28 protein-coding genes and 1 pseudogene are annotated in these 19,632 nt (G+C 39.2%); all 29 read right to left on the bottom strand.

What is annotated here, in order from left to right:
• Nucleotides 1-99: 99 nt before the first annotated feature.
• A complete protein-coding gene (locus AB5903_RS10185; protein WP_368117829.1) occupies nucleotides 100-1,524 on the bottom strand; it encodes a phage portal protein in 1,425 nt (474 codons plus the stop codon).
• Nucleotides 1,525-1,535: 11 nt separating this feature from the next.
• Nucleotides 1,536-2,963 carry a phage terminase large subunit gene (locus tag AB5903_RS10180; protein WP_032532885.1) on the bottom strand — a complete coding sequence of 476 codons (1,428 nt, stop codon included), beginning with the start codon at nucleotides 2,961-2,963 and terminating at the stop codon, nucleotides 1,536-1,538.
• Complete coding sequence (locus tag AB5903_RS10175) at nucleotides 2,950-3,417, bottom strand: hypothetical protein (RefSeq protein ID WP_005850340.1); 468 nt, start codon at nucleotides 3,415-3,417, stop codon at nucleotides 2,950-2,952. Before AB5903_RS10175 ends, AB5903_RS10180 begins: the two co-directional genes overlap by 14 nt.
• A gap of 103 nt (nucleotides 3,418-3,520) precedes the next feature.
• A complete protein-coding gene (locus AB5903_RS10170) occupies nucleotides 3,521-3,760 on the bottom strand; it encodes a hypothetical protein (RefSeq protein ID WP_005850342.1) in 240 nt (79 codons plus the stop codon).
• A 36-nt stretch (nucleotides 3,761-3,796) separates the two neighbouring features.
• A complete protein-coding gene (locus AB5903_RS10165) occupies nucleotides 3,797-4,408 on the bottom strand; it encodes a hypothetical protein (protein ID WP_118441066.1) in 612 nt (203 codons plus the stop codon).
• Nucleotides 4,386-5,504 carry a DUF4417 domain-containing protein gene (locus AB5903_RS10160; protein WP_005850346.1) on the bottom strand — a complete coding sequence of 373 codons (1,119 nt, stop codon included), beginning with the start codon at nucleotides 5,502-5,504 and terminating at the stop codon, nucleotides 4,386-4,388. The genes AB5903_RS10165 and AB5903_RS10160 overlap by 23 nt, the downstream gene beginning before the upstream one ends.
• 1 nt (nucleotide 5,505) lies before the next feature.
• Nucleotides 5,506-5,868: a hypothetical protein gene (locus tag AB5903_RS10155; RefSeq protein WP_368117827.1), complete on the bottom strand. Its 363-nt coding sequence runs from the start codon at nucleotides 5,866-5,868 to the stop codon at nucleotides 5,506-5,508.
• Nucleotides 5,869-5,942: 74 nt separating this feature from the next.
• Nucleotides 5,943-6,296: a hypothetical protein gene (locus tag AB5903_RS10150; protein ID WP_227080980.1), complete on the bottom strand. Its 354-nt coding sequence runs from the start codon at nucleotides 6,294-6,296 to the stop codon at nucleotides 5,943-5,945.
• An 83-nt stretch (nucleotides 6,297-6,379) separates the two neighbouring features.
• Nucleotides 6,380-6,772, bottom strand: a complete 393-nt coding sequence (locus AB5903_RS10145; RefSeq protein ID WP_022400721.1) for a hypothetical protein — start codon at nucleotides 6,770-6,772, stop codon at nucleotides 6,380-6,382.
• A 4-nt stretch (nucleotides 6,773-6,776) separates the two neighbouring features.
• Complete coding sequence (locus AB5903_RS10140; protein ID WP_005850352.1) at nucleotides 6,777-7,349, bottom strand: 3'-5' exonuclease; 573 nt, start codon at nucleotides 7,347-7,349, stop codon at nucleotides 6,777-6,779.
• On the bottom strand, nucleotides 7,346-8,158 hold the full coding sequence (locus AB5903_RS10135; RefSeq protein ID WP_005850354.1) for a ParB/RepB/Spo0J family partition protein: 813 nt from the start codon (nucleotides 8,156-8,158) through the stop codon (nucleotides 7,346-7,348). The genes AB5903_RS10140 and AB5903_RS10135 overlap by 4 nt, the downstream gene beginning before the upstream one ends.
• Before the next feature lie 139 nt (nucleotides 8,159-8,297).
• Nucleotides 8,298-8,564, bottom strand: coding sequence for a hypothetical protein (locus AB5903_RS10130; protein ID WP_032532890.1), 267 nt, complete (start codon nucleotides 8,562-8,564; stop codon nucleotides 8,298-8,300).
• A 4-nt stretch (nucleotides 8,565-8,568) separates the two neighbouring features.
• Complete coding sequence (locus AB5903_RS10125; protein WP_195657406.1) at nucleotides 8,569-9,024, bottom strand: hypothetical protein; 456 nt, start codon at nucleotides 9,022-9,024, stop codon at nucleotides 8,569-8,571.
• Nucleotide 9,025: 1 nt separating this feature from the next.
• Nucleotides 9,026-9,513 (bottom strand): annotated as a pseudogene (locus tag AB5903_RS10120) (DNA N-6-adenine-methyltransferase).
• Nucleotides 9,514-9,532: 19 nt separating this feature from the next.
• Complete coding sequence (locus AB5903_RS10115; RefSeq protein WP_151851151.1) at nucleotides 9,533-10,096, bottom strand: hypothetical protein; 564 nt, start codon at nucleotides 10,094-10,096, stop codon at nucleotides 9,533-9,535.
• On the bottom strand, nucleotides 10,093-10,749 hold the full coding sequence (locus tag AB5903_RS10110; RefSeq protein ID WP_227080981.1) for an AAA family ATPase: 657 nt from the start codon (nucleotides 10,747-10,749) through the stop codon (nucleotides 10,093-10,095). The genes AB5903_RS10115 and AB5903_RS10110 overlap by 4 nt, the downstream gene beginning before the upstream one ends.
• Nucleotides 10,673-11,506, bottom strand: coding sequence for a hypothetical protein (locus AB5903_RS10105; protein WP_227080982.1), 834 nt, complete (start codon nucleotides 11,504-11,506; stop codon nucleotides 10,673-10,675). Before AB5903_RS10105 ends, AB5903_RS10110 begins: the two co-directional genes overlap by 77 nt.
• A 10-nt stretch (nucleotides 11,507-11,516) precedes the next feature.
• The gene (locus AB5903_RS10100; protein WP_036633285.1) at nucleotides 11,517-12,275 is read right to left on the bottom strand and encodes a hypothetical protein; all 759 of its coding nucleotides are present in this window, start codon (nucleotides 12,273-12,275) and stop codon (nucleotides 11,517-11,519) included.
• A gap of 29 nt (nucleotides 12,276-12,304) precedes the next feature.
• Complete coding sequence (locus AB5903_RS10095) at nucleotides 12,305-12,733, bottom strand: hypothetical protein (RefSeq protein WP_005850371.1); 429 nt, start codon at nucleotides 12,731-12,733, stop codon at nucleotides 12,305-12,307.
• Nucleotides 12,730-13,104 (bottom strand): hypothetical protein, encoded by a 375-nt coding sequence (locus AB5903_RS10090; RefSeq protein WP_005850373.1) that lies wholly within the window; start codon nucleotides 13,102-13,104, stop codon nucleotides 12,730-12,732. Before AB5903_RS10090 ends, AB5903_RS10095 begins: the two co-directional genes overlap by 4 nt.
• Entirely contained in the window at nucleotides 13,101-13,682 is a 582-nt protein-coding gene (locus AB5903_RS10085; RefSeq protein WP_368117826.1) for a hypothetical protein, read from the bottom strand. Before AB5903_RS10085 ends, AB5903_RS10090 begins: the two co-directional genes overlap by 4 nt.
• A 119-nt stretch (nucleotides 13,683-13,801) precedes the next feature.
• On the bottom strand, nucleotides 13,802-14,254 hold the full coding sequence (locus tag AB5903_RS10080; protein WP_195657409.1) for a hypothetical protein: 453 nt from the start codon (nucleotides 14,252-14,254) through the stop codon (nucleotides 13,802-13,804).
• Nucleotides 14,244-14,609, bottom strand: a complete 366-nt coding sequence (locus AB5903_RS10075; RefSeq protein ID WP_005850378.1) for a hypothetical protein — start codon at nucleotides 14,607-14,609, stop codon at nucleotides 14,244-14,246. The genes AB5903_RS10080 and AB5903_RS10075 overlap by 11 nt, the downstream gene beginning before the upstream one ends.
• Nucleotides 14,610-14,611: 2 nt before the next feature.
• Entirely contained in the window at nucleotides 14,612-15,346 is a 735-nt protein-coding gene (locus AB5903_RS10070) for an MBL fold metallo-hydrolase (RefSeq protein WP_005850380.1), read from the bottom strand.
• Nucleotides 15,346-16,335, bottom strand: coding sequence for a recombinase RecT (locus AB5903_RS10065; protein WP_050440888.1), 990 nt, complete (start codon nucleotides 16,333-16,335; stop codon nucleotides 15,346-15,348). Before AB5903_RS10065 ends, AB5903_RS10070 begins: the two co-directional genes overlap by 1 nt.
• An 11-nt stretch (nucleotides 16,336-16,346) precedes the next feature.
• Nucleotides 16,347-18,341 (bottom strand): ATP-binding protein, encoded by a 1,995-nt coding sequence (locus AB5903_RS10060; protein ID WP_021971514.1) that lies wholly within the window; start codon nucleotides 18,339-18,341, stop codon nucleotides 16,347-16,349.
• Nucleotides 18,338-18,625, bottom strand: coding sequence for a hypothetical protein (locus AB5903_RS10055; protein WP_021971513.1), 288 nt, complete (start codon nucleotides 18,623-18,625; stop codon nucleotides 18,338-18,340). Before AB5903_RS10055 ends, AB5903_RS10060 begins: the two co-directional genes overlap by 4 nt.
• Nucleotides 18,626-18,879: 254 nt before the next feature.
• On the bottom strand, nucleotides 18,880-19,431 hold the full coding sequence (locus AB5903_RS10050; RefSeq protein WP_005850390.1) for a response regulator transcription factor: 552 nt from the start codon (nucleotides 19,429-19,431) through the stop codon (nucleotides 18,880-18,882).
• A gap of 1 nt (nucleotide 19,432) precedes the next feature.
• Nucleotides 19,433-19,632: XRE family transcriptional regulator (locus tag AB5903_RS10045; protein WP_368117825.1), on the bottom strand; the 200-nt coding region annotated here is incomplete at its 5' end.

The raw sequence follows: 19,632 nt of genomic DNA, 5'->3' as shown, positions 1-19,632 counted from the left end.
GGAAGAACTCACCTTTATAATCCTTCTCGTGCCAGTCGTAAGAGTGCTTGCAATCCCTACAATGGTACTTTGTTTCTGATAGTTTTACTTTCTTTGCCATTATTCACCTTCACCGAACACATCTATTCTGTTTAACTTCTGCTGTTTAGCTATGGCTTCTAAATCTTCCTGCTTCAAACGCTCAATTTCCGTTTTAGCATCTTTGATAAGGTAGCTCATTTCCACATAAGTTTGTCGGCTCATCGCTCCATCGTTATACTGCTTTGATATATCAGCAAGAATATCGCTCACATCTTCACCGAATGGCTCTTGAAACTCATGCCCTAACTGTAATGCTTCATATTCGGCTTTGTGCTGGTAGTCCAAAACATTACCCAGAATAGCACGTAGCAAATTACCCGTTCTATTCATGTAATTATCGTGGGTTTCCTTTCGTTTCTCAGCTTTAATCACTGCAAGAAGCATTACTTTTCTGATAGCTTTGGCAGACAGATTGCCCAAACTCTTCATATTGTCAAAATCTATGTTAGGAGTGAAAGATTTTGAAAGAATATGCTTATCCAGCCGTTCGTATTCATTTGCCTTGCTTTGTGAAGCCTGATCCCATGTAAGGTATTCAATCTTACCACCATTCTTTAGAATGAATAGTTTTGCCTCTTCTTCTGCTTTAGGCAAGCTGTTAAGCACTTCTGCGGTTGCTACCATTGCCGGGTTAGCAAATCTATCATTTACATCTGCATCTGTAGATTCCATGCTTTCTACACGGTGTATCATGGGCTGTGTTCCTTCATGCTCTAACTCTTGTTCAAAGAGGATAACGGGAATTTTCCCTATCACATTAGGGATTGCCTTCACTTCCCAACCTACACTAACACGCTTACAGTAGTAAACCGTATCATCTTTGTAAATATCCACATGGTAAATGCTCCGATTGCCGGATTCATTCAGATAATACCCCCAAGCAAAAGCAGTCATACGCTTATACTGATCTTTGATAAGGTAAATATCATCACCGTTTTGTTTAGATAACACATTCAATAATACATCTGGTTTTCCTTCTTTATTTCGGAACACATGAAATAGCATAGCGGAAGTACCCTCAGCACCAGCAACACGTTTAGCCTCTCTTACATTGGCGTTGAAGCGTAAACGCTCCAGCAGTTTTATATATTGCTCAAAAGCATAATCAGTACCCTTGCTTCTTTGCGTCCATTTTACTGGTCTGCCATATAAGAAAACAAGCGCAATTTCATTGATAAAAGACTGATAGGGGATAGGAATTTTCCAACGCTTTTGCCATCTAAGGAAATTCCCTTTCTTATCATAAACGGCTTTATCTTGCCTTTTCATAACCTCATGGTTTTCTACCTTATACTCCAGCAAGGCTTTTTCAGCAAAGCCGGAACGATCTTGCATATAGTTCAAGGCTCTTGAAATATCCTTAGCCTCCAACAAAGACGTAAAATTTTGCTGATAGCCTACAGCAGCTTTTACTTCATTCTTGATAACATTAAAAAATCCCATAATTCAAATTTTTAAATAACTCCTAATCTTGCTTCTATATCATCTGGTATATCATACTCGTTATAGTCAAACCAACAGCGCATTAAAAACACATCTCGCCAGTCTGGAGAACATCTAATTTCCTGCTTGATTTCCTCTTTCGGTTTTAGCTTTAATTTGCCTTCTCCGTCCACATCCCATGTTTGCAACTGCTCCAGTTCAAGGATAATTTGCTCTTTGTCTGCCGAGCTTAACAGTTCCTCATTGATCCCAATCTCTGAGGCGTTTATGTGTTCTGCCAGCTTGTAACCGCATTGTGTTTGCAAGTTCTGGTAGTTCTCATCCTTTAAAGCACGACTGTTATTTACAAAGCCTTGTATGTCGCAATTATCCACCACGCCACCGCCTACACCGTCCTCATCAGCGATACACCGCCATTTAGGTATTCTGTATTTTTTCTGGAAGTGTTGAATACATTTCTGTATGTCCGTAGTTTTACTTAGTGGAAAGCATTTTAAGTCTATGATCGTATAACCATCCCAAACGCAAATCCGGGCGTAATCGGATCCAAATCGGGCTATATCTGCTGTTATATAGTTCTTCCCAGTGGTTATTGATAGCAGATTATTAAAAATGGCTGTAATCGCATCGTGAGAACAAAGCGCATTGGGGTTGTCGTCATACTCCCAATTACCTTTTAGCAAACGCTCTCTTTTAACCTTATCTTTGGTTGTTCTCAAACCTTCTATGTAGTCTGGATCTATGAAGGGATTTTCTTGTACCAAACAACCCAGATAGTACATATACTCAGGCAATATACCTTTCTTGAATGGAGTGTAAAAGGTATCATACATCCAGTTCTTTTTAGGGTTACACGTGATAAACAACTTTCGTTTTAACCCTAACTCATTATTCAAGTGGCGACCTACACGAGTTTTAAGAGTGTCATAAGCACCGAAGTTTACTTCTCCACCTTCTTCTATCCAACCGCCAGTATATTCTATAGATCCGTATCTTTCATAAAAAGGATCTCCAGGCTTATACATCAAATCCAGCAAATCTATACGGGATCCGTTGTAAAACTCTATATAGTTATACTGCCCATTGTATTTGTACAAAGTATCTTCTACTCCGTATTGGTTACAAACCTTATAGAACGTTATCAAGGTAGATTGGGTAATACGCTTTAATTCAGCTCGACCAATAAACCATTTGGAACCTGGATAACAAAGGCACATAAAAAGAAGCCAGGCAGCACCAGTCCACGACTTAGCACCACCAGCACCACCACCATACAAAAACTCTGCGTGTTCATTGTCTGTAAGGATCTGCAAAGCCTTTTCCTGCTTTTCGTGCTTCTTTCCATCCTTAACAGTAATGAAGTCAAAACAGCCACGTTTAAACAGCTCTATTTTGACTGCAAGAGCCATTGGTATTTGTATGTTTTTATTTTTTGCCATTCATCTTTTCCAATAGTCCATGATAAACCAAAAGATCTTCGGTTGAAAGTTTGGATAGATCCGGCTCCAGTCCACCAGACACATTGGCGTTTATATCCCCTTCTATCGGTTGGGCTGCTTTGCCAAAAATTCTATCGAATATCATTTCAACCGTTGAAGTCCGACCAAAGCGAATATCTGTGAAGATTGCACTGATAATATTACACACCCAAATAGGAGTAGTGCTATCTTCTCTGTTTGCGTCAGCCATGATTTTATTTAGCTCTCCTTTGGATCGTTCAAGAAGAAACCGAATTGTTTTATAATAGTCCTCTTTGCTCAGCTCATAATCTACTTTTTTACCTGTAAGCTCTTTGAGCTGTTTATACATTGAGGGCTTCCGACCATTTTTCTTTGGCTGGTTTTCGCTTGTGAATCTATTCCCTATGTTATTGCCTTTCTCAAAGAGTGCCATTCCGTTGTTTATTCGTTGTTTTTGGTGTACATATACACCAATTAAGGAAAGAAAAAATCAGATAGGAACTCCCACCTGATTAATTCTTTACCTGGTTAATTTATCATTGTTCCTTTTGTTCCTGCTCTTGGTACTTTGCCCAAAACCAGGCTATCATATCACCGTTGTAGTTGTCTATGTAATCATCTACAGCGTCCAGCTCATCCGATAATGCTTCGGCTTTGTCTATTACGTCATTGAAGGCTTCTTGTTCTTCTTCCGTAGCCATAAACGGATCGTACTTTTCATTTAGCTGCTTTTGAATAAGCTGCTTTTGCAAATCGGTTAATTCTATTTTATCCATAGCTCAATATTTTATTGGGTTTTCCGCAAATATACGTTATAATTTATACTTCTTGATTATATCTTTAGCTGCTTTTGTGTACTTATCTGCCTTACCATGAACGGCTTTTGTACATACTTCTGCCCAGAACTCGTTTACATTGGTTTTGGCATATTTACCATAACCTTGTTTCGACTTATCATTACCCCATTTCTTATAAAGGCTGTTTATGCTTTTACTTGCTGCCTTTGCATTGGGGCTTGTTAAATGGTTGTTCCAAGTTGCGTGAGCCAGCTCGTGAGTAACAATATGTGCTACTGGCTTGTTGGTTTTCGTCAAGTGTCCGCTTTTGTAGCCCTTCTCAGCCCATTTAGCAACGCTTTGGGTTGTGGTGTTTTTCCCATTGAAAACGGATTTATTCAAAACTACTTGTTTAGATACTCCATTTTGGGAAATATGCACTCCACCCGTACCAGCCTCCAGTTGTCCGATCTTAATATCTTTCTGTCTTACTCCCAAAACAGAGTGAAAACGTGAGATACTTTCTTTTACAGACTTATACACCTTCGGGTTCTTAATTGAAGCCAAAGGTTCCAGTTTGCCTACCTTACCTTTGTAGTTTGAATCGCCATTCGGCAAACCTCCATTACTTCCGCTTGTTTTTGCCATCTTTTTTTGAACTTTTATCGTTAATAAAGTCCTGGACGTAAACCAGGCTGTTATCTATGCAAAACTTTCTGATCTCATCACCACCGCCATACACAAGCAAGTTAGGAGTTTGCAAGCCGGATATTTCTTTGGCTACTTCAAGCTCTCCTTTCAGATATTCCAACCGACCAGCATAGCCACGAGTGAAAAAAGCGTTATACCCTTTTGGTAAGCCCAGTTTATTATACTCTTTGAACTTCACAGAAACATTCAGATCTGCGTACACCTTGATACCGCACTCTTGAAAGTATCGGCTTATCCAACGTTTCTTGTAAATCTGTTGTAAACCGTAAGCTATCGGGGTTGTATCGTAAACGGAAAGGTTCGGCTCTACCAACGCTTTTACACCACTGGTTAGCACCTTGATCGGATCTTTCCAAATAGCTTCAAAGCGATAATCATCTACATAGAAGTGGTAAGTAGCAACATCTTTCCTTAATCGGCTGTCAGCTCCCCAGGGGGCAAAAGGCAAAAGAAGTTTTCCGGCTTGTTCTTCCAGCAACAAATTAGGAATGTCAAACTCATTATTGCTCTCATACAAACAATCGTTAAGCATGGATCTGTAAAAATCCTCTTTTTCATCCGCTATCGGATCATCTTCCGAGCCTTCCTCTTTCTCGTTGTCCTCTTGTTCTTCATCGGCTGCTTCCTCATCTTCCGGCTGTTTATCCTCTACTGGAATATCTAAACCGATAAAAGAGAAATCAGCCTTGTTGCTCCAATCTCCAAGCTGTAGCTTTTCAAAATCCCATTCACCATTGTTGATGTTATCCCTTAGAACTATATCCGCTTCCTGCTCTTCGGTCAGGTTGTGGTACAAGATTGTCGGCACTTCCGATATTTTCAGCTTCTTTGCAGCCTTTATCCGTTGGTGTCCTGCCAGTACATACAACTTTCCTTCACGCTCAGATAAGGCAATAGGGCGGTGCTTCCAGAAACCATTTATGCGGATGGAATCTACCAAACGCTCTAAATCTCTCTTGCTTATCTTTCGTGGGTTATCATCCAACAGAGTTAGATCCGAGATTTTACGGTAAACAATCTCTATCTCTTCCATGTTAAACCTCCTTTTCAAATTCAGGAATACGGGCAATCTTTCTGAAAGCCTCCACAAAGCGCATCAACTGATAAAGTTTCCGCTTCCCTAAAAACATAACCTTATGCCCGTCCGTCATTCTGCCTACAGCGTAAAATTTTCCTCTATAATGCAATGGCAACGGGAATTTATCATACACATAGATACAACCGTTCTCTATACTCGTGATCGTTGCCACCCTATTAAACTTACCATCCAGATATACGGTAATAGATTTACCTGGTGTAATCGGATCATACGGTAGGAAAAGATTTGCAAAGTGCATAGCGGTAATGAATACCGCTAAAGCACCTGCTACTATAAAGATAGTTGTCGTAATAGTCATAATATCAATGTTATCAATTAATGCAAAGATATAAATTTCGGTGTATATATACACCAATAAAGAGCAAAAAACATCTAAAAGCCAAATACTAACATGGCAGCATCCCTACTATGCTCGTTGGTTTGCTTTTTCCATCCCGTAAGCTGCTTGAAATATTCCTGGCTCATCTTTGTTATATTCCGTTTAGGAGCAACCATTTCAAACTCAACACCAAGTTCGGTAAGGTAATCTTCCCAAATTGTAGCATCACGTTTTACGGATCCTACACCTTGTAGCCTCTTCCGTTCCTCTTCACGTGTCATTCTCTCTGTACCAAACCAGGTGCGTTGTCGTGGATCTTCCACTCTTACTATGATTTTATCGCCTACACCCGTCTTTTGCATATCCGCATAAGACTGAACAACCGCCATAGCCCTATGAATAGGCATTTGTTTTACCATTTCCAAAGAACGCTTTCGGTTATCCCAGATAGCAATCCCGGTATGTACACCTGTATCAATCCCTATATAGATCATTCTTTCCCTTCCTCAAATTCAACATCTGTCGTATCGCTAAAAGATCCTGGAATCTGATAAAGCACTACGGTATTATCGCTAATCTGCTGTTCCCTTGAAGGCATTAGCATTGTCATAAGACAATTATTCGGAGCGTATTTATAGCGAATCTCCTTAATCATTGGCAAACCTATAGGATGTTGGCTGTGAATAGCAACGCTCAGAAGGTTATCAGTCATTTCAACTTTGACAATAGCGCAACCATGAAGAAATGTACCAAACCGATATTCCCCGAACTCATCTTTTGTAAACGGATCGCTTTTTGCAGTTGATTCAAGTTCTTTTATAAACTCCGGGTTAAGTTTCTTCTTTTTCCAATACTGAGGAAGTTGAATATTAATCTTTTCCATAACATTACATTTTATATGGTGAAACAATATCGTAAATAGATTTGCATACTTGAATGTCATACAAGGCATCATGTAGCCGGCTTTCGTCTATTTCTATACCGAGTGCCTTTGCTACAGTTCCTTGCTTGAAATTTTCCATCTGTGAGCGTTGAGAAGCCAGATAAGGAGTTGCCAAAACCATTACATCTATAGAATTACTCCAGAAGTAAGATCCGAAATATTTATCCCCATTCTGTAAAAACCATGCACGGAGAAACTGGTTATCAAATGAAGCATTATTATAACCAGCAAGGAAAAACTTATCCTGCTTATTGTACTTATCCACGTATTTGTTCAAAATAGCCGTAAATTGTCCGTACACATACCCCATTGCCGGATAAGATAGAATCTGCTCTTTGGTTACACCAGCCACATCTAAAGCCTCTTGCACTATTTCCGCTTTAGGGTTAGGCTGTACCTTGAAATCAAAGGTTTCTTTTACTTCACCGTCTATAACGATCATACCGCTAATTTGGTGGATCCCATGTTTGTTTACTAACGTTCCTGTAGTTTCCAGGTCAAAAAACACTACTTTCATTTACTCAATTTTTTATATTGTTTCATTGCATTACTCAAACTCTCTGTTTTATCCAGAAGGATAGCCAGCTTATCCACATCTACCATAACACCGCCATCCAGATAAGCCCACACCTTACGGAGTGCCTGAGCTATCTCTTTGGCTTCCTTAGCCTCTTTCTGTACAGCGTTAATCTCTTTATTGGTAACAGTCCTTTTCCCTTGCTTTTCGGCTAATTCTACGGCTTTTCTCGTGGCGTTTACTTGTTCCTCTTCCGTATCGTAATTGGCTACAATGTCCTTAGCAGCAGAAGCCGATATTTGTTTGTTTATAATACGTTCCTGAATCTCTATAGGGAGATCCATTAGGGATAAACATTTACTCACAAAAGCCGGAGATTTTTTAAACTTTTCAGCTATCTCATTTTGGGTATATCCGAACTCTTCTTTAAAGCGTTTGAACATGATACCGCACTCATATTCAGAAAAACGCTTTCCCTCATTTCTCATCATCTGCTCGATTAGAAGCTCTTCCGTACTTGTGTCTTTAGGCAGCTTCAAAGCCTTAATGTAAGGAATGTTTGTACCCTCTTCAATCGCAAGCATAGTAGCCCGATAGCGTCTTTCACCATCCACCAGCTTGTACCGTTCTATACCGTCCTCATCTTTGAAAGGAAGTACGGTAATAGGGTTAAGAACTCCTTTAGCTTTGATTTGCTCCTTTAATTCCTCTAAATCGAAATCTCTACGAGCATTGAAATCATCCATTACCACAATGTTACGTGGATCTATCTGGAAAATATCAGTTCTTTTTGTTGCATTAGTTTCCATTATTTCGTTGGTTTTTCGTAAAACTTACATGGCTTCTTTCTTGCAGTTATCCTCTTAGAAAGTTTACAGCAATACATCTGACCGACTTTTGGATTACTCCAGAAGTGCTTACACTCGCTACAATGCCTATCGTCATTCATCACAATACTTTGAAAACGTGGAACACAAGCGAACCACCACACATTTGAAAAGTTCCTATGTATTCCAGCCTATCACTGTCTGGAACATTATGCCCTGTGCCATGCACTCTGATATGCACATTCTCTTTTTCCGAATTAGGATCTACCATAGCCCATATACAAGGAACTCCGTTCTGATTCTGTACTGTCAAGATCTTAGCACCAACTGGCATTACAATATCCTGATCGTCTGTTATTTCAATCGCATATTTATAAATCTTCTTCATAGCTTTAGTATCTAAATCCTGTAAAATGAATAACTACACCTTCAAAAACATTCTCTTTGTTGTTCCCGAAAAACCATTCTACAAAGTCCTCCACGCTCAGACCATCATTTTTCGCTACTTCATGGATTGAAACTTTCTTGTTGTCTATCCATATTTCAGGGTAAGCATCCTCAGAGCTATATGTCATGGTTACGTGTTGCAGTCCGATTTTGGGTAATTGGGCTATTTCCTTTTGCTCCGAATTATACGGTCTGCCAGTCCATTCACGTATTGAAAGATATTTTTTACCAGAAACAATATCTTTATACCGTCCATTCCATACATTTTTTGCGTTGTATCGGATTGTATGGATCTTACTTTTGTCTTTCAACTTCTTTTCAAAGTCTGTAGCCTCGCCAGCTTTGCTATGAGTTACGGGGAAAGACTTGCATAAGGTCAATATTACTTTTTTCTTTTCCATCTTAATTGTTGAGTTTTATATATTTACCAGGTATATTAGAATATTCCAGTATTTTTGCGTTTTCCTCACCAAAGGCTATAAGAACGCTACCGCACCCTGGGCTATCTCCTTGTGTACCATCTGGTCGATAGAATTTTATTCTACCCTTCACAAACATTATTGCGCTTGCATTTGGGAAAATGAGATCTTGAAACATCTTGCTATCACAGCGATTAAAAAGCAATGCTATCCCGTTATTGTTCCTTACCATCTTTTCCACAAATCGCTCAATAAGAGGACGTGAATACGGAGGATTTAACCATACTCTTACCCCCCCCATTCAGTTTTTAAACCATCCTCAGAAGGCGTTATATGTCTTTTGGCGGTGTTCCACAAACGGTTTTCAGGAGCGCATGGATCAAGATCAAAACTCCCTAAAGCATCCACTATCCATTTGGGAGTGTACCACTCATCCGTTGTCTGCTTACTTCGTTCAAAACTCGTATTCATAATGTTTACTTGGTAAATTTTAATATTCCTTTCCGTGTTTATCTTCCCTACCTTCGTTGTAATACATCTTTTGCTCAATATGCCACAGTAAGTTAATTTTGAGAATTTCGGATAGTCTTCGTATCTGGTGAAGAGCATAGTTAATCTGTTCTTCCTGAGAATATTTATAGTTCACCAAATCTTTTACGATAGCATATATATTTTCTGTAAAACTTTTCTTAGGAGTAACTACGTGTTGCAAACAGAATCTATTTAAATTCAAATTATTTGCTCCAGCAAGATCCAGTAATCGAATAGCAGCATCCGCTAATTCATCTTCTACTGTATCTTTCACATACTCTTCAAAGTTTTCTCTGAAATACTTGTTTTCATGGTGGAAAGTACGATCATCGAATATTGTTTCTTTTCTGTTGGCTGGTACTCTTGCAAACTTATTTCTTCTATGGGCGTTCACAGCTTCCATAAGCTCCGAAATAACCAGGCAAAGAAAGTGCTTATCGCTTGGTTTGCCTTCCCAAAATCCATGTTTTACAGCGTTAGAATGGGCTTTGTCTTTTAACTCGTTCCAATTTATCTCATTCATTTTCTATAACTCTTGTTTTGGTAATAAATACGTTCAAACATTTCTTCCATCCGATCAGCTATTCTTATACCGTAACGTTCCCCAAAATCGGAATCTTTGAGATTGGAAGTTGCGATAGTGAATAACTGTCTATCATATCTGGCATAAAGCAGTTCTACCACTGGCGAGAACTCGTTACCCCAACTTTTTACACTTGCTGGTTCAGTTCCTATATCATCAATAAAAAGCAGTTCTTGATTTTTGAGCTTATTGAAGTACATAGGATCATTAGCCACATTTTTTGCCAAATCCAAAGCTGAAACCCGGAATACACCTTTTCGCTCACTGGATATGGAGCTATTGTGTAGAATACCGATAAGGTTACAAATCGCCTTGCCTAAAGTAGATTTGCCGGATCCCACTATTCCATATAGCAGCAATCCTACTTTATAATCGCCAGTAAGCCATTTTGCAGCCTTTTCTATTTTCTCCAGTGTTTCCTTATCTTCCTGAAACGGAATACGTCTTTTGCGCACCTCATGCTGATAGCACATAAGCAGCATTTCCTGAACCGTTTCCTTAGAATATCCTTCTATTCTAAATCGTGTTTCTGTAGTCGTTTCCAGTTGCCGATCCAGGATCTTTTGAAGCTGATTCTTTATGTTTATATCCATACTTTTGTATTTCTTCGTTATATCTATTTACTACCCAGTTTAGTATGGCTCTATAGTCAGAACTATACTTTTTCCCTTTTGATCCTTTATAGTTATCAAGTATTTCAATCATCCGTTTGGCTCCTTCCTCAGAATATTCAGCGCATAACTTAGCGTATTCATCCCTTGTTAGTGTTACGAACTCAGCATACTTGTATTTTTTTGCCTTCTCAGCCTTTTTTTGCTGCTCTGGCGTTAAAGGTGGTGGGCTTTCTTGTGGAAACAGTAAAACTTCCTGTTGCGGTTGTTGGGGCTGCTCTTGTAGGATCGTTTCTGCTTCTGCTTTTGGAATGAAAACCCTTGCCTTAGTGATCTCACCCCCCTTCTTACCTGCCAGCCTTCTTTTCTCACTTATCAGGTTGTCTTTTACCATACGCCTACTATAAATAGCTCCATCTTCCCGAACTTCACACACCTTGTTTTCTATCAAAGAATCTACCCATTTAGAAGATCCTGAGCAATCCGTACCTATGATACGGGCTATATCTTCTTTCGTACAAGGCTGTCCGTTTGGCATAACCATAACACCACGTTCTACACTTTCCCACATATAGCATAACATATCCATCCACAAGCCCCTAACGTCTGGTGGAAGTACCCTTAATTCAGGACACCTCAACCAATCGCCAACATAGAAAGGCATAGGAGTTTCTTGTTTTCTTGCCATAGAGAGAATTTTTAAGGAAGCCGGGATAATTCCCAGCTTTCCTATAATCATGTTTGAACGGTTACACTTCCAGAATTGCAATATCGGGGGCAATATCCTTGATCTTATCCAGCACTTCATCAATACACTTATCTCTGTAACTTTCCATCACTTCATTTGCTCCTGGCGAAACAAGTTGCAAAAACACTTCTCCATTTGTCAGATAATGATCGAACTCTATTTCGATAGGCTGTTTTGCAGTTCCCTTGAAGATAGCCATGTTTACGGTAAAGCTCTTCGGTAAATTACTTTCTACCTGGCAACGGTAAACATCAGCAACGGAGCCAGAAGGATCTCTTTGTTTCTCAATCTCTGCCTTTGCTTTTGCATTGAAGTTTTTGAGATTGGAAACAAGTACCATGCACTTTTCTTTATCTTCAAACAAACCACGATTCAGACGCAAGAATTGTCCTAATTTGGCAGGGATCCAGCCCTTTTCACCATCATTAATACCGAACTTCTCAAATGTTTCAGATACTTCAACCGTACCAGTGAACGTGTTTTTATTGTAATAATCATCTTCGTTTACAGTGAGCTGAATTGTCATTTTCTCACGATTCACAACGACATTTGCACGTTTCTGATCTACAGTATCTATTCGCTTGGAAAGCCATTCATACGGAGTGGAGATAGTGCCGGAAACACTGATCTTTTCCGGGGCTTTGGTTGCAAGCGGTTGTTGTGCTTGCGCTGCGTCACCAAGTCTATAAACTACTTCAATAGGTTTCTCTCCAGTGTAATGTTCGATGTTAATGTTCAAACCTTTGTTTTTTTCTTCCATAATGTTTTAAAAATTAAGATGTTAATAAATTAATTATCTGTGCCAGTCAAGCGCACTGCCATTTGAATTGTTTTCTGCCTTTCTTCCGGCTTCATAGGTCTTTCCTCCAGCAAATAACCGTCTGGCGTATAGTAACCTACTCTTCCTTCGTCTTGATCTATGAACTTGTAGCACTCACCTTTAATGTACTCACCGCCTTTTCTCAAATCATCAAGCATTTTTCCGATCCGTTCTTGCAGTGGCTTCATTTTTCCTTTGAAGTCAGCTTTAACTACATCAAAATTTTCTGTCAGTTCTTGCATCTGTATCTGAACTTCTACAAGGTTAGCCCGAAGCTCATTAGTTTCTTCCTGAGAGAACTTTGAGAGATAACTTTTCTCTACGACCTCATCGCAGCTATCACGTAAAATTTGCGCTCTTTGCTCCACTGGAGTATCAGCCAACATTATATCTTTCATTGCAAAATAAGTTTGATTATTAATGAATTGAAGTCTATTTGAAAGTGGTACTTATTCAAGAGAACAAACAGTAAGATTGCGATTCCTAATATGTTATCTATAATTCTCCATGTAAACCACTTCTTAGGGATAAGGCTTAAAACAATCAATGCAAGAAAACCTATCCATTGAGAGCTTATTAAACCTATGAAGCACAATATAAGGTAGATCCAGTTGCACATTCTCCAAACAGCGAAAACCGGGCTTATCTCAGTGAGATCGTTTTTGTCCTTATACTTTTCCACAGCAGCGAAAACTTTTTTGCAAGCTGCCAAATTCAGCACTTCAAAGAAAAGGCAGAAGGCTATCAGTATATAAAATATTGTTGTCATTCTTGCACCTTCTTTACATTAAACATCAAATAATCAAACCACAATTCAATGAATTGCTGCCCGAAATACTTTGCTTTCTCTCTTGATTCTTGCCAAAGCCGAGAGCCGACAGTCGCATCCGTATCCGAGGGGGCGTTATACGTATTCGCATAACCGAAGCCCGCAAGATTGTTTAGAGCGTCAATAATTGGAATATACACAAGCCCTTCTGTTTCTTTGATTTCTCTCTCAGTCCACAAAGCAAACCAGGGGAAATAGAAACGGCTGCTACCGCTTGCATCCGGTTTAGGCTGGTAATTCTTACCCCACAAAGCCCGGCTGATTGTTTCAAGTTTGATTAAGGCAATAATCCCTTTTCTTACTCCAGCAGAACGCAAAGCCTTCTCATCAATAGGGGAACACTTTAAAGCAGCACACGCATCCTCATAACTTCGGATTGTCGTGTAATCATCAAGGGTAGGGGTTGGTTTCTTTTCACCTTTGCAGAACAAGGCTACCAACACGTTTTTCACTTCTTCACTTTTAGCAACGTCTAAAGCTGCCTTTACTTCAATCTCAGTAATTTCAATTACTTTCATCTTTTAAAGATTTTAATCGTTTGACAATTTTGTTAGTTAATCGTATCGCATTATCCACTCTGGTACTTCTACCTTCGTGTGGGATATTTTCTATTAGCACTGGAATAAGCCGGATAAGCTCATTTACCAAGTGATTGGGTATTTTCTTCATCGGCTTTCCTCCAGTTAGGATCGGGATCAGGTATTTCTATATTCAAGTATTCCAAAGCATACTCTCTGAGCTTCTCGCAATATGTTGAGAATATTAACGTGTCCATTGTTGCAGTTGATCCGGGAAATTCTATAATCTCACCCGTATGTTTGTTTACTACTTTGTCTTTAGTCATTTGAGCCTTAAAAAACTCGTGTACTTGTTCCACGCTTGTAAACTCCCATCCGGCATTAAGCAACCCATCTAACAGCATTGGATAGATACACCCCCATAGCCAGCCGTTTTGATCGTTGGAACGTGGCTTCCTAACCTTTTTCACTATTACCTGGTAAATCCCATCTACCGAATGAGAAAACAAGTCGTATAACGGTCTAAGGTTGAATAGCCCACCCTTCTTTTCTATCAAAACTTTATTTGTCATATAGCTGTAGCTGTTTTTCTAAACTCTTTCTAACTGCGTGTATAGCACCTTCTCTACCTTCAAGGCTTCTCAGGTAATCTTCCAGCTCCTTACGTGTTTCTGCGATATAGTAGCCTTCACTTGTGGCGATCAGCCCAATCACCATACCCGAAAGTCTAATATGGTTGATAATCTTTCTTATTCGTGGACTATCAATTTTACACCCATAAGACTTTAAAGCCGAACACATCGCTTTATTTGTAATCGCTTTATATTTACCTACCTTACCGTGAAGTCCTTGTACTATGAGAGGCAGAATAACTTTGTCCTCATAATCGGTTAGAGGTTTTGTTTGCTCTGAAAATCCTTGTATCATACCTAAAAATTGTTTAAGGTTATACTCAAACCTGGTTTAGCAGCATAAACCGCCTTTCCAGTAATTTTTTGCACCTCAGATACAAATAAATGCTCATCGCTGTTATTAGATGAGAGGTGTAAAAGAACTATGTTTGCAACGTTGCTCAAATCGTTTTCTTTTAGAGCTTGTTTGCAACTTTCCAGCTCCATGTGAGAAACCATTAATCTGTTTCTTTGTGTAGGAAGGACACGCCCGGCATTAATGCTTTCTATCAGTTTTGTATCAGAGTAATTACATTCAATCAGTATATGATTCAATCCAGAAAAAGTATATCCAGACTGGCAACTATCCGTTAAAAACATAATACTACCACAATCCGGGTGCTTAATGAAATAGCCAACACAAGGTACATCATGGAAAGCAGGGAAGGGGATCACCCGAAAACCACCAAGCAGATAGCCCGATCCTATTTTAATGGCTTTTACTCTGGAACCTTTCAATTCCTTGCTTTCTATCACTTCTGGAAGAGCCAATACATGAAAGCCACAATCTACCATTGCCTTAGCATATTTAGCATGATCGTTATGCTGATGAGTTATTAAGCAGCCTACGACTTTGCGAATATTGAAATCCAAAGCCTTTTTTACGTCTATGAAACGTATTCCAGCCTCGATAATCAAAGCCTCATTGCCGTTATCCAGTATGTAGCAATTACCACTGGACGAGCTGCCCAAAACTCTTAATTCCATTCCCATTAGAAACCTGGCTTATTTTCATTGGAAGCCGTTGCAGTATTGGCACTGGTATTAGAAACTTCCTCAAAGCTAACATCTGATACATCAAAACGTTGTGTTCCCATTGTGGGCATAGCGTCTGTATGTTCTTCCGCACCCTCAACATCATTTTCAAATGCTTGTTGCATTTCTATAGAGAGATAGCCGTATTTACTAAGTAAATTTCTGATAACGGTTTTGATAGCCATCCCATGAAAATTACCGAGCCATCCAACGGTTTTACTGTCTGCCGAGAAAGGCAGTTCGGCAAGTTTCATAAGGCTTTCTACGGTTGTTTCCTTCTTTAACCCTTTGGAGTAGCGTTTGGCGTGGGTAGCCATTTGTTCAACAGTCATGTACAACGTCTTAGAGAAGCCGTTAAGCAATTCAAAATAGCAGAAGTAACCTATGATCTTATCAGACTTCTTTTCTCCGTCAAAAGCGATCTCGCCAGTAAGTTTGTTCACTTTACGAACTTCACCATCAAAAACGACATCTGCGTTAATGGTACGGTATTGATTGGATCTTTCCGCAAGCTGAATATAACCCTTGTACCCCAGTTGAAACGTTGGCTCCATAACCTTGATATACTTTTGGATAGGCTTACCGTCTGAGCCTATTTTGGGCTTACCTTTTTCGTCCAAATCATCTACTTTTTTGCTGTTATTGAAGGGGATAATGAAAGCGTACCCCAAAGCCTTATTGATTGGCAATTTCAAAACAGCAGCTTTCAGACATTCCGCTACAACCGCTTTCGGCTCGCATAATTGTAAATTTGAATCCGAGTTGTATAGATCAATAATGGAAGCAACAAATGTGGAAGCATTCTTAGACAGCGCATTTTTAAATTGTTCCATTACAGAAGGAGCGTTAAGCATAGTTTTCAGCACATCTATTTTTTTTGCCTGTGCTGGCATTTTCGTTGATTGGGTACTAACTACTTGTGTACCACTTGAATTTTCTTGTGTCATAAAATTATTATTTAAAGTTGTTTGTATTCTTCCATTGTTCCATTTCCGGCAACACGTATCATCAAAGATTTATCTTTGCTAACCACGAGGTTTATTACTTGCGACATGGTAGGTATAAGATCGTTCACACTTTCCCGATTATCAATGAAAATGGGTGCTGTGATACCTACAGATCGACATATAGCGTTTATTATATCCAGCCCGGCATTGATTTTTGAAGCATTGTTTACATCGGCAAACGGCACACCATCTACAGAGCAAAAGCAGGTTATAGCCTCATTCCCATTCAACTTTTCGCTGATAAATGAGAACTTAACCAAAGAGAACATTCCGTTAATACGTTCCATCAGCTTGTTGTCTTTTTCTTTCTGGAAGTCTTGTACCAAAAACTCCAAACGTTCTTGTTCTGCCAGAGCTTCATTGTTTTTATCTCTTCTATCCTCCAGATCCTCAATAACTTTATTGGAACGTTCTATAGTATCACGTTTGCCCAGCTTCTTATTCAGCTCATCTATAGCCTCAGAAAGAATAGCCTTAGCTTCTTTCAACTCTGTTGTGTCTATAGGTTTGGCTTCTGCCTTTAACTGGTTTTCAAGATCTACGATTTCATTACTGAGAGAAAGCCAGGTAGGATCGGAAAGAATGATCTTTTGTGTATCTTGTTCTTCCGGCATATTCCCTTTACATTCATTGATATTATGCACCAATATTTCTTTCTCGTTACTCAACTGAGTTATAGCAGCTTGAATAATTGAACACTGCTTTTTAAGCTCTTCAACTTTTGCAGCTTTTTCCTTGCCTTCATTTTGCACTGCTTTCAGTCGGTTTGCCTTGTTGAGATTAAAGTTGTCCTGTAATTCTTGTTGCTTGGCTTGAATATCTTCTACCTCCAACTCTCTTTTACAAGTCGGGCAAATAAAAGCTCCTTCCGGGTACTGTAACGTTTCCGCATCTATGGCATAGAACTTACCTCTCAATACTTCCAAATCATTATTTAGAGCTTCGATAGTAGCTTTGATACGAGAATGATCCTCTTGTTTACGGGATATTTCAGCATCCTTGCTTTTAACTTGATATTCCAGCTTTGAAATATTATCCAGTACGTCATGGTAGGATTTATTGGCATTTTGTCTTATCTCATTTTCTCTTTGCGACTTGGCAAGTTTTTTGTTCCCGATTTGCTTTTGCAACTCAGATTTGGCTTTGAACTCTGCTTCTATCTGTTTGCTTTTATCGGCTAACTGGCTATCAATATCTTTAATTTTCTCTTTTTTGTCGGCTATTTCCTTCTCCAAAACCGCCCAGTCCTCACTTTCAGGCATTGCATCACGTACCGAATCAATTCTACCAGGAATACCCTTTAACTCATCTTTGATAGCTGATTTCTTAGAGGCTATTTCTTTTGCTAATTGCTCTAAGGTTCTGCCTGAAATAAGACTAATCAGCTCTTGAAACTTTGGATTGATATTGGCTACTTCCTCATTCGTAACGTTACCAGCCATTTCAAGCAACATAGCTTTCTGATCTTGCGCCTTCATGGTCGGGAAATATAACGGGTTAGTAATCATTCTAAAAACATCTTCCGGCAAGATCGCTGCTACTTCCGCATCATACTCCTTTTTCGTTTTGAGTTTTACACCATTCAAATAAAACTCTGTAGCATGGTTTTGAAGGACACCAGCGTTTACACCACTTCCCCATTTTTCAACATAGTTACGTTGCAGTTCAACATCTCTGCCATTGATAGACAATACACCAGTTACGCTATGTACAAGGTGTAAGATTGGTTTTCCATCTTCTCCCAACGTTTTAATGTTAAAGTTGGTATCAGCCCTATTCGTGCTGTCCTTCCCAAATAACAGCCACAAGAACGCATCTTGAAGCGTTGTCTTTCCTGTGCCATTTCCACCACAGATAAAGGTATTTTTATCTGTAAACTCTACTGTTAGATCCTGAATTTTCTTGAAATTCTTTAGGATCAATTTCTTTAAGAATACTTCTTTCATAATTTGTTTATATAAGTGTCTATTTTCTCTGTCTTTTCGATAGTTAATAATTCAGCTCTGGAGTATAGTATTTTGGAGCGTTTCTCTGCTCCATTCCTTGTAGGGTGTACAAGTTGCTGGCGTACCCACCGTTTTACACGAGCCTCACCGAATGATTTATAAGCCTCCCTTTGGGAAATGAGATCTTTTGCCGGAAATACCATTTTTGCGTAATTGGCAGCTCCAAGCTCAGCCATATCTTTACAGAGATTTTTAAGCTCGTATAGCTCCAGTACAATACCCATTATCTACATTTCCTTTTCCGTAATCTTTTAGCCCTCAACATTTTTCTGAAATAGTGCTGTACGCTTTCTGTATTGTACTGGTTATCTGTATAAAGTACATAGAACATCAGGAAGCACATAGCCGTAAATAGAAGTTGGTGCGAAGCTGAGAACGCAATAGCGCATACCAGGCAAGTAACCCCTAAAGCACCGAATATGGAGCAACCAACCAAATTTAAAAACGTGTCCGAACTCATATCAATGTTGCATTATTGTTATTTGAATAAGTTGTTTTGCATAGCATACCGCATAAACTCAGGGAACGAGTGTACACCGACTTTTCTAAAACTGTTTTTTCGGTGATTATTAACGGTATTCAAAGAGATAAATAATTTGTCTGCTATTTCTGAATCTGATTTGCCTTCATAAAGCAGCCTCATCACTTCAAGCTGTCTATCCGATAGCTTTGAATTAAATTTGGGGGCGCAAATGATCTTATCGCTTTTACACTCGCCACGTAGAGGACACCCGACAAATTCAAAACGGAAATTCCAGTTCTCATCAATATCTATCACATTATCGTATAGACCAAAGTTGCACTTTATAAATCTCCGTACAGCCAAAAAATCACGGTAACGCTTATTTTCAGAACTCTTTGAGTAAATTTCCATTAAAGCCGTATAAGCCTCAGTATAAAATTCTCTCAGTATTTCCAAGAAAGCCTGGATAAACTCAGTATCACTTTCTCTAAGTTGCCTTTCCGCTTCACCTAAAGGACGCATAGTAACTTCGCCTTCTGGTGTGGTGTAAAATTCGATAGGTTTCATATTACGATGCTTCAGGGAATAAATACTTGGCAGGAACTTTAAACTCTTTCTCTAAAACAGATTGCGCCAACGCATCCGGCTTTTGTGTTCCAGCGATCCAACACCGCACGGTTTTTACGGACTTCTTAGTAATCTTAGCCACCTTTTCTACAAATTCAGTTTTAGGAGCTTTGATACTACTTCTTTCGGGCAAATTCTTAT

It is taken from the genome of Bacteroides sp. 2201st1_D9_2201SCRN_220225 (genome assembly GCF_040928965.1).
GTDB classification, from domain to species: Bacteria; Bacteroidota; Bacteroidia; order Bacteroidales; family Bacteroidaceae; genus Bacteroides; species Bacteroides stercoris.
Note: the sequence above shows the minus strand (reverse complement) of the source record. Positions and strands in the feature narration are given on the sequence as shown.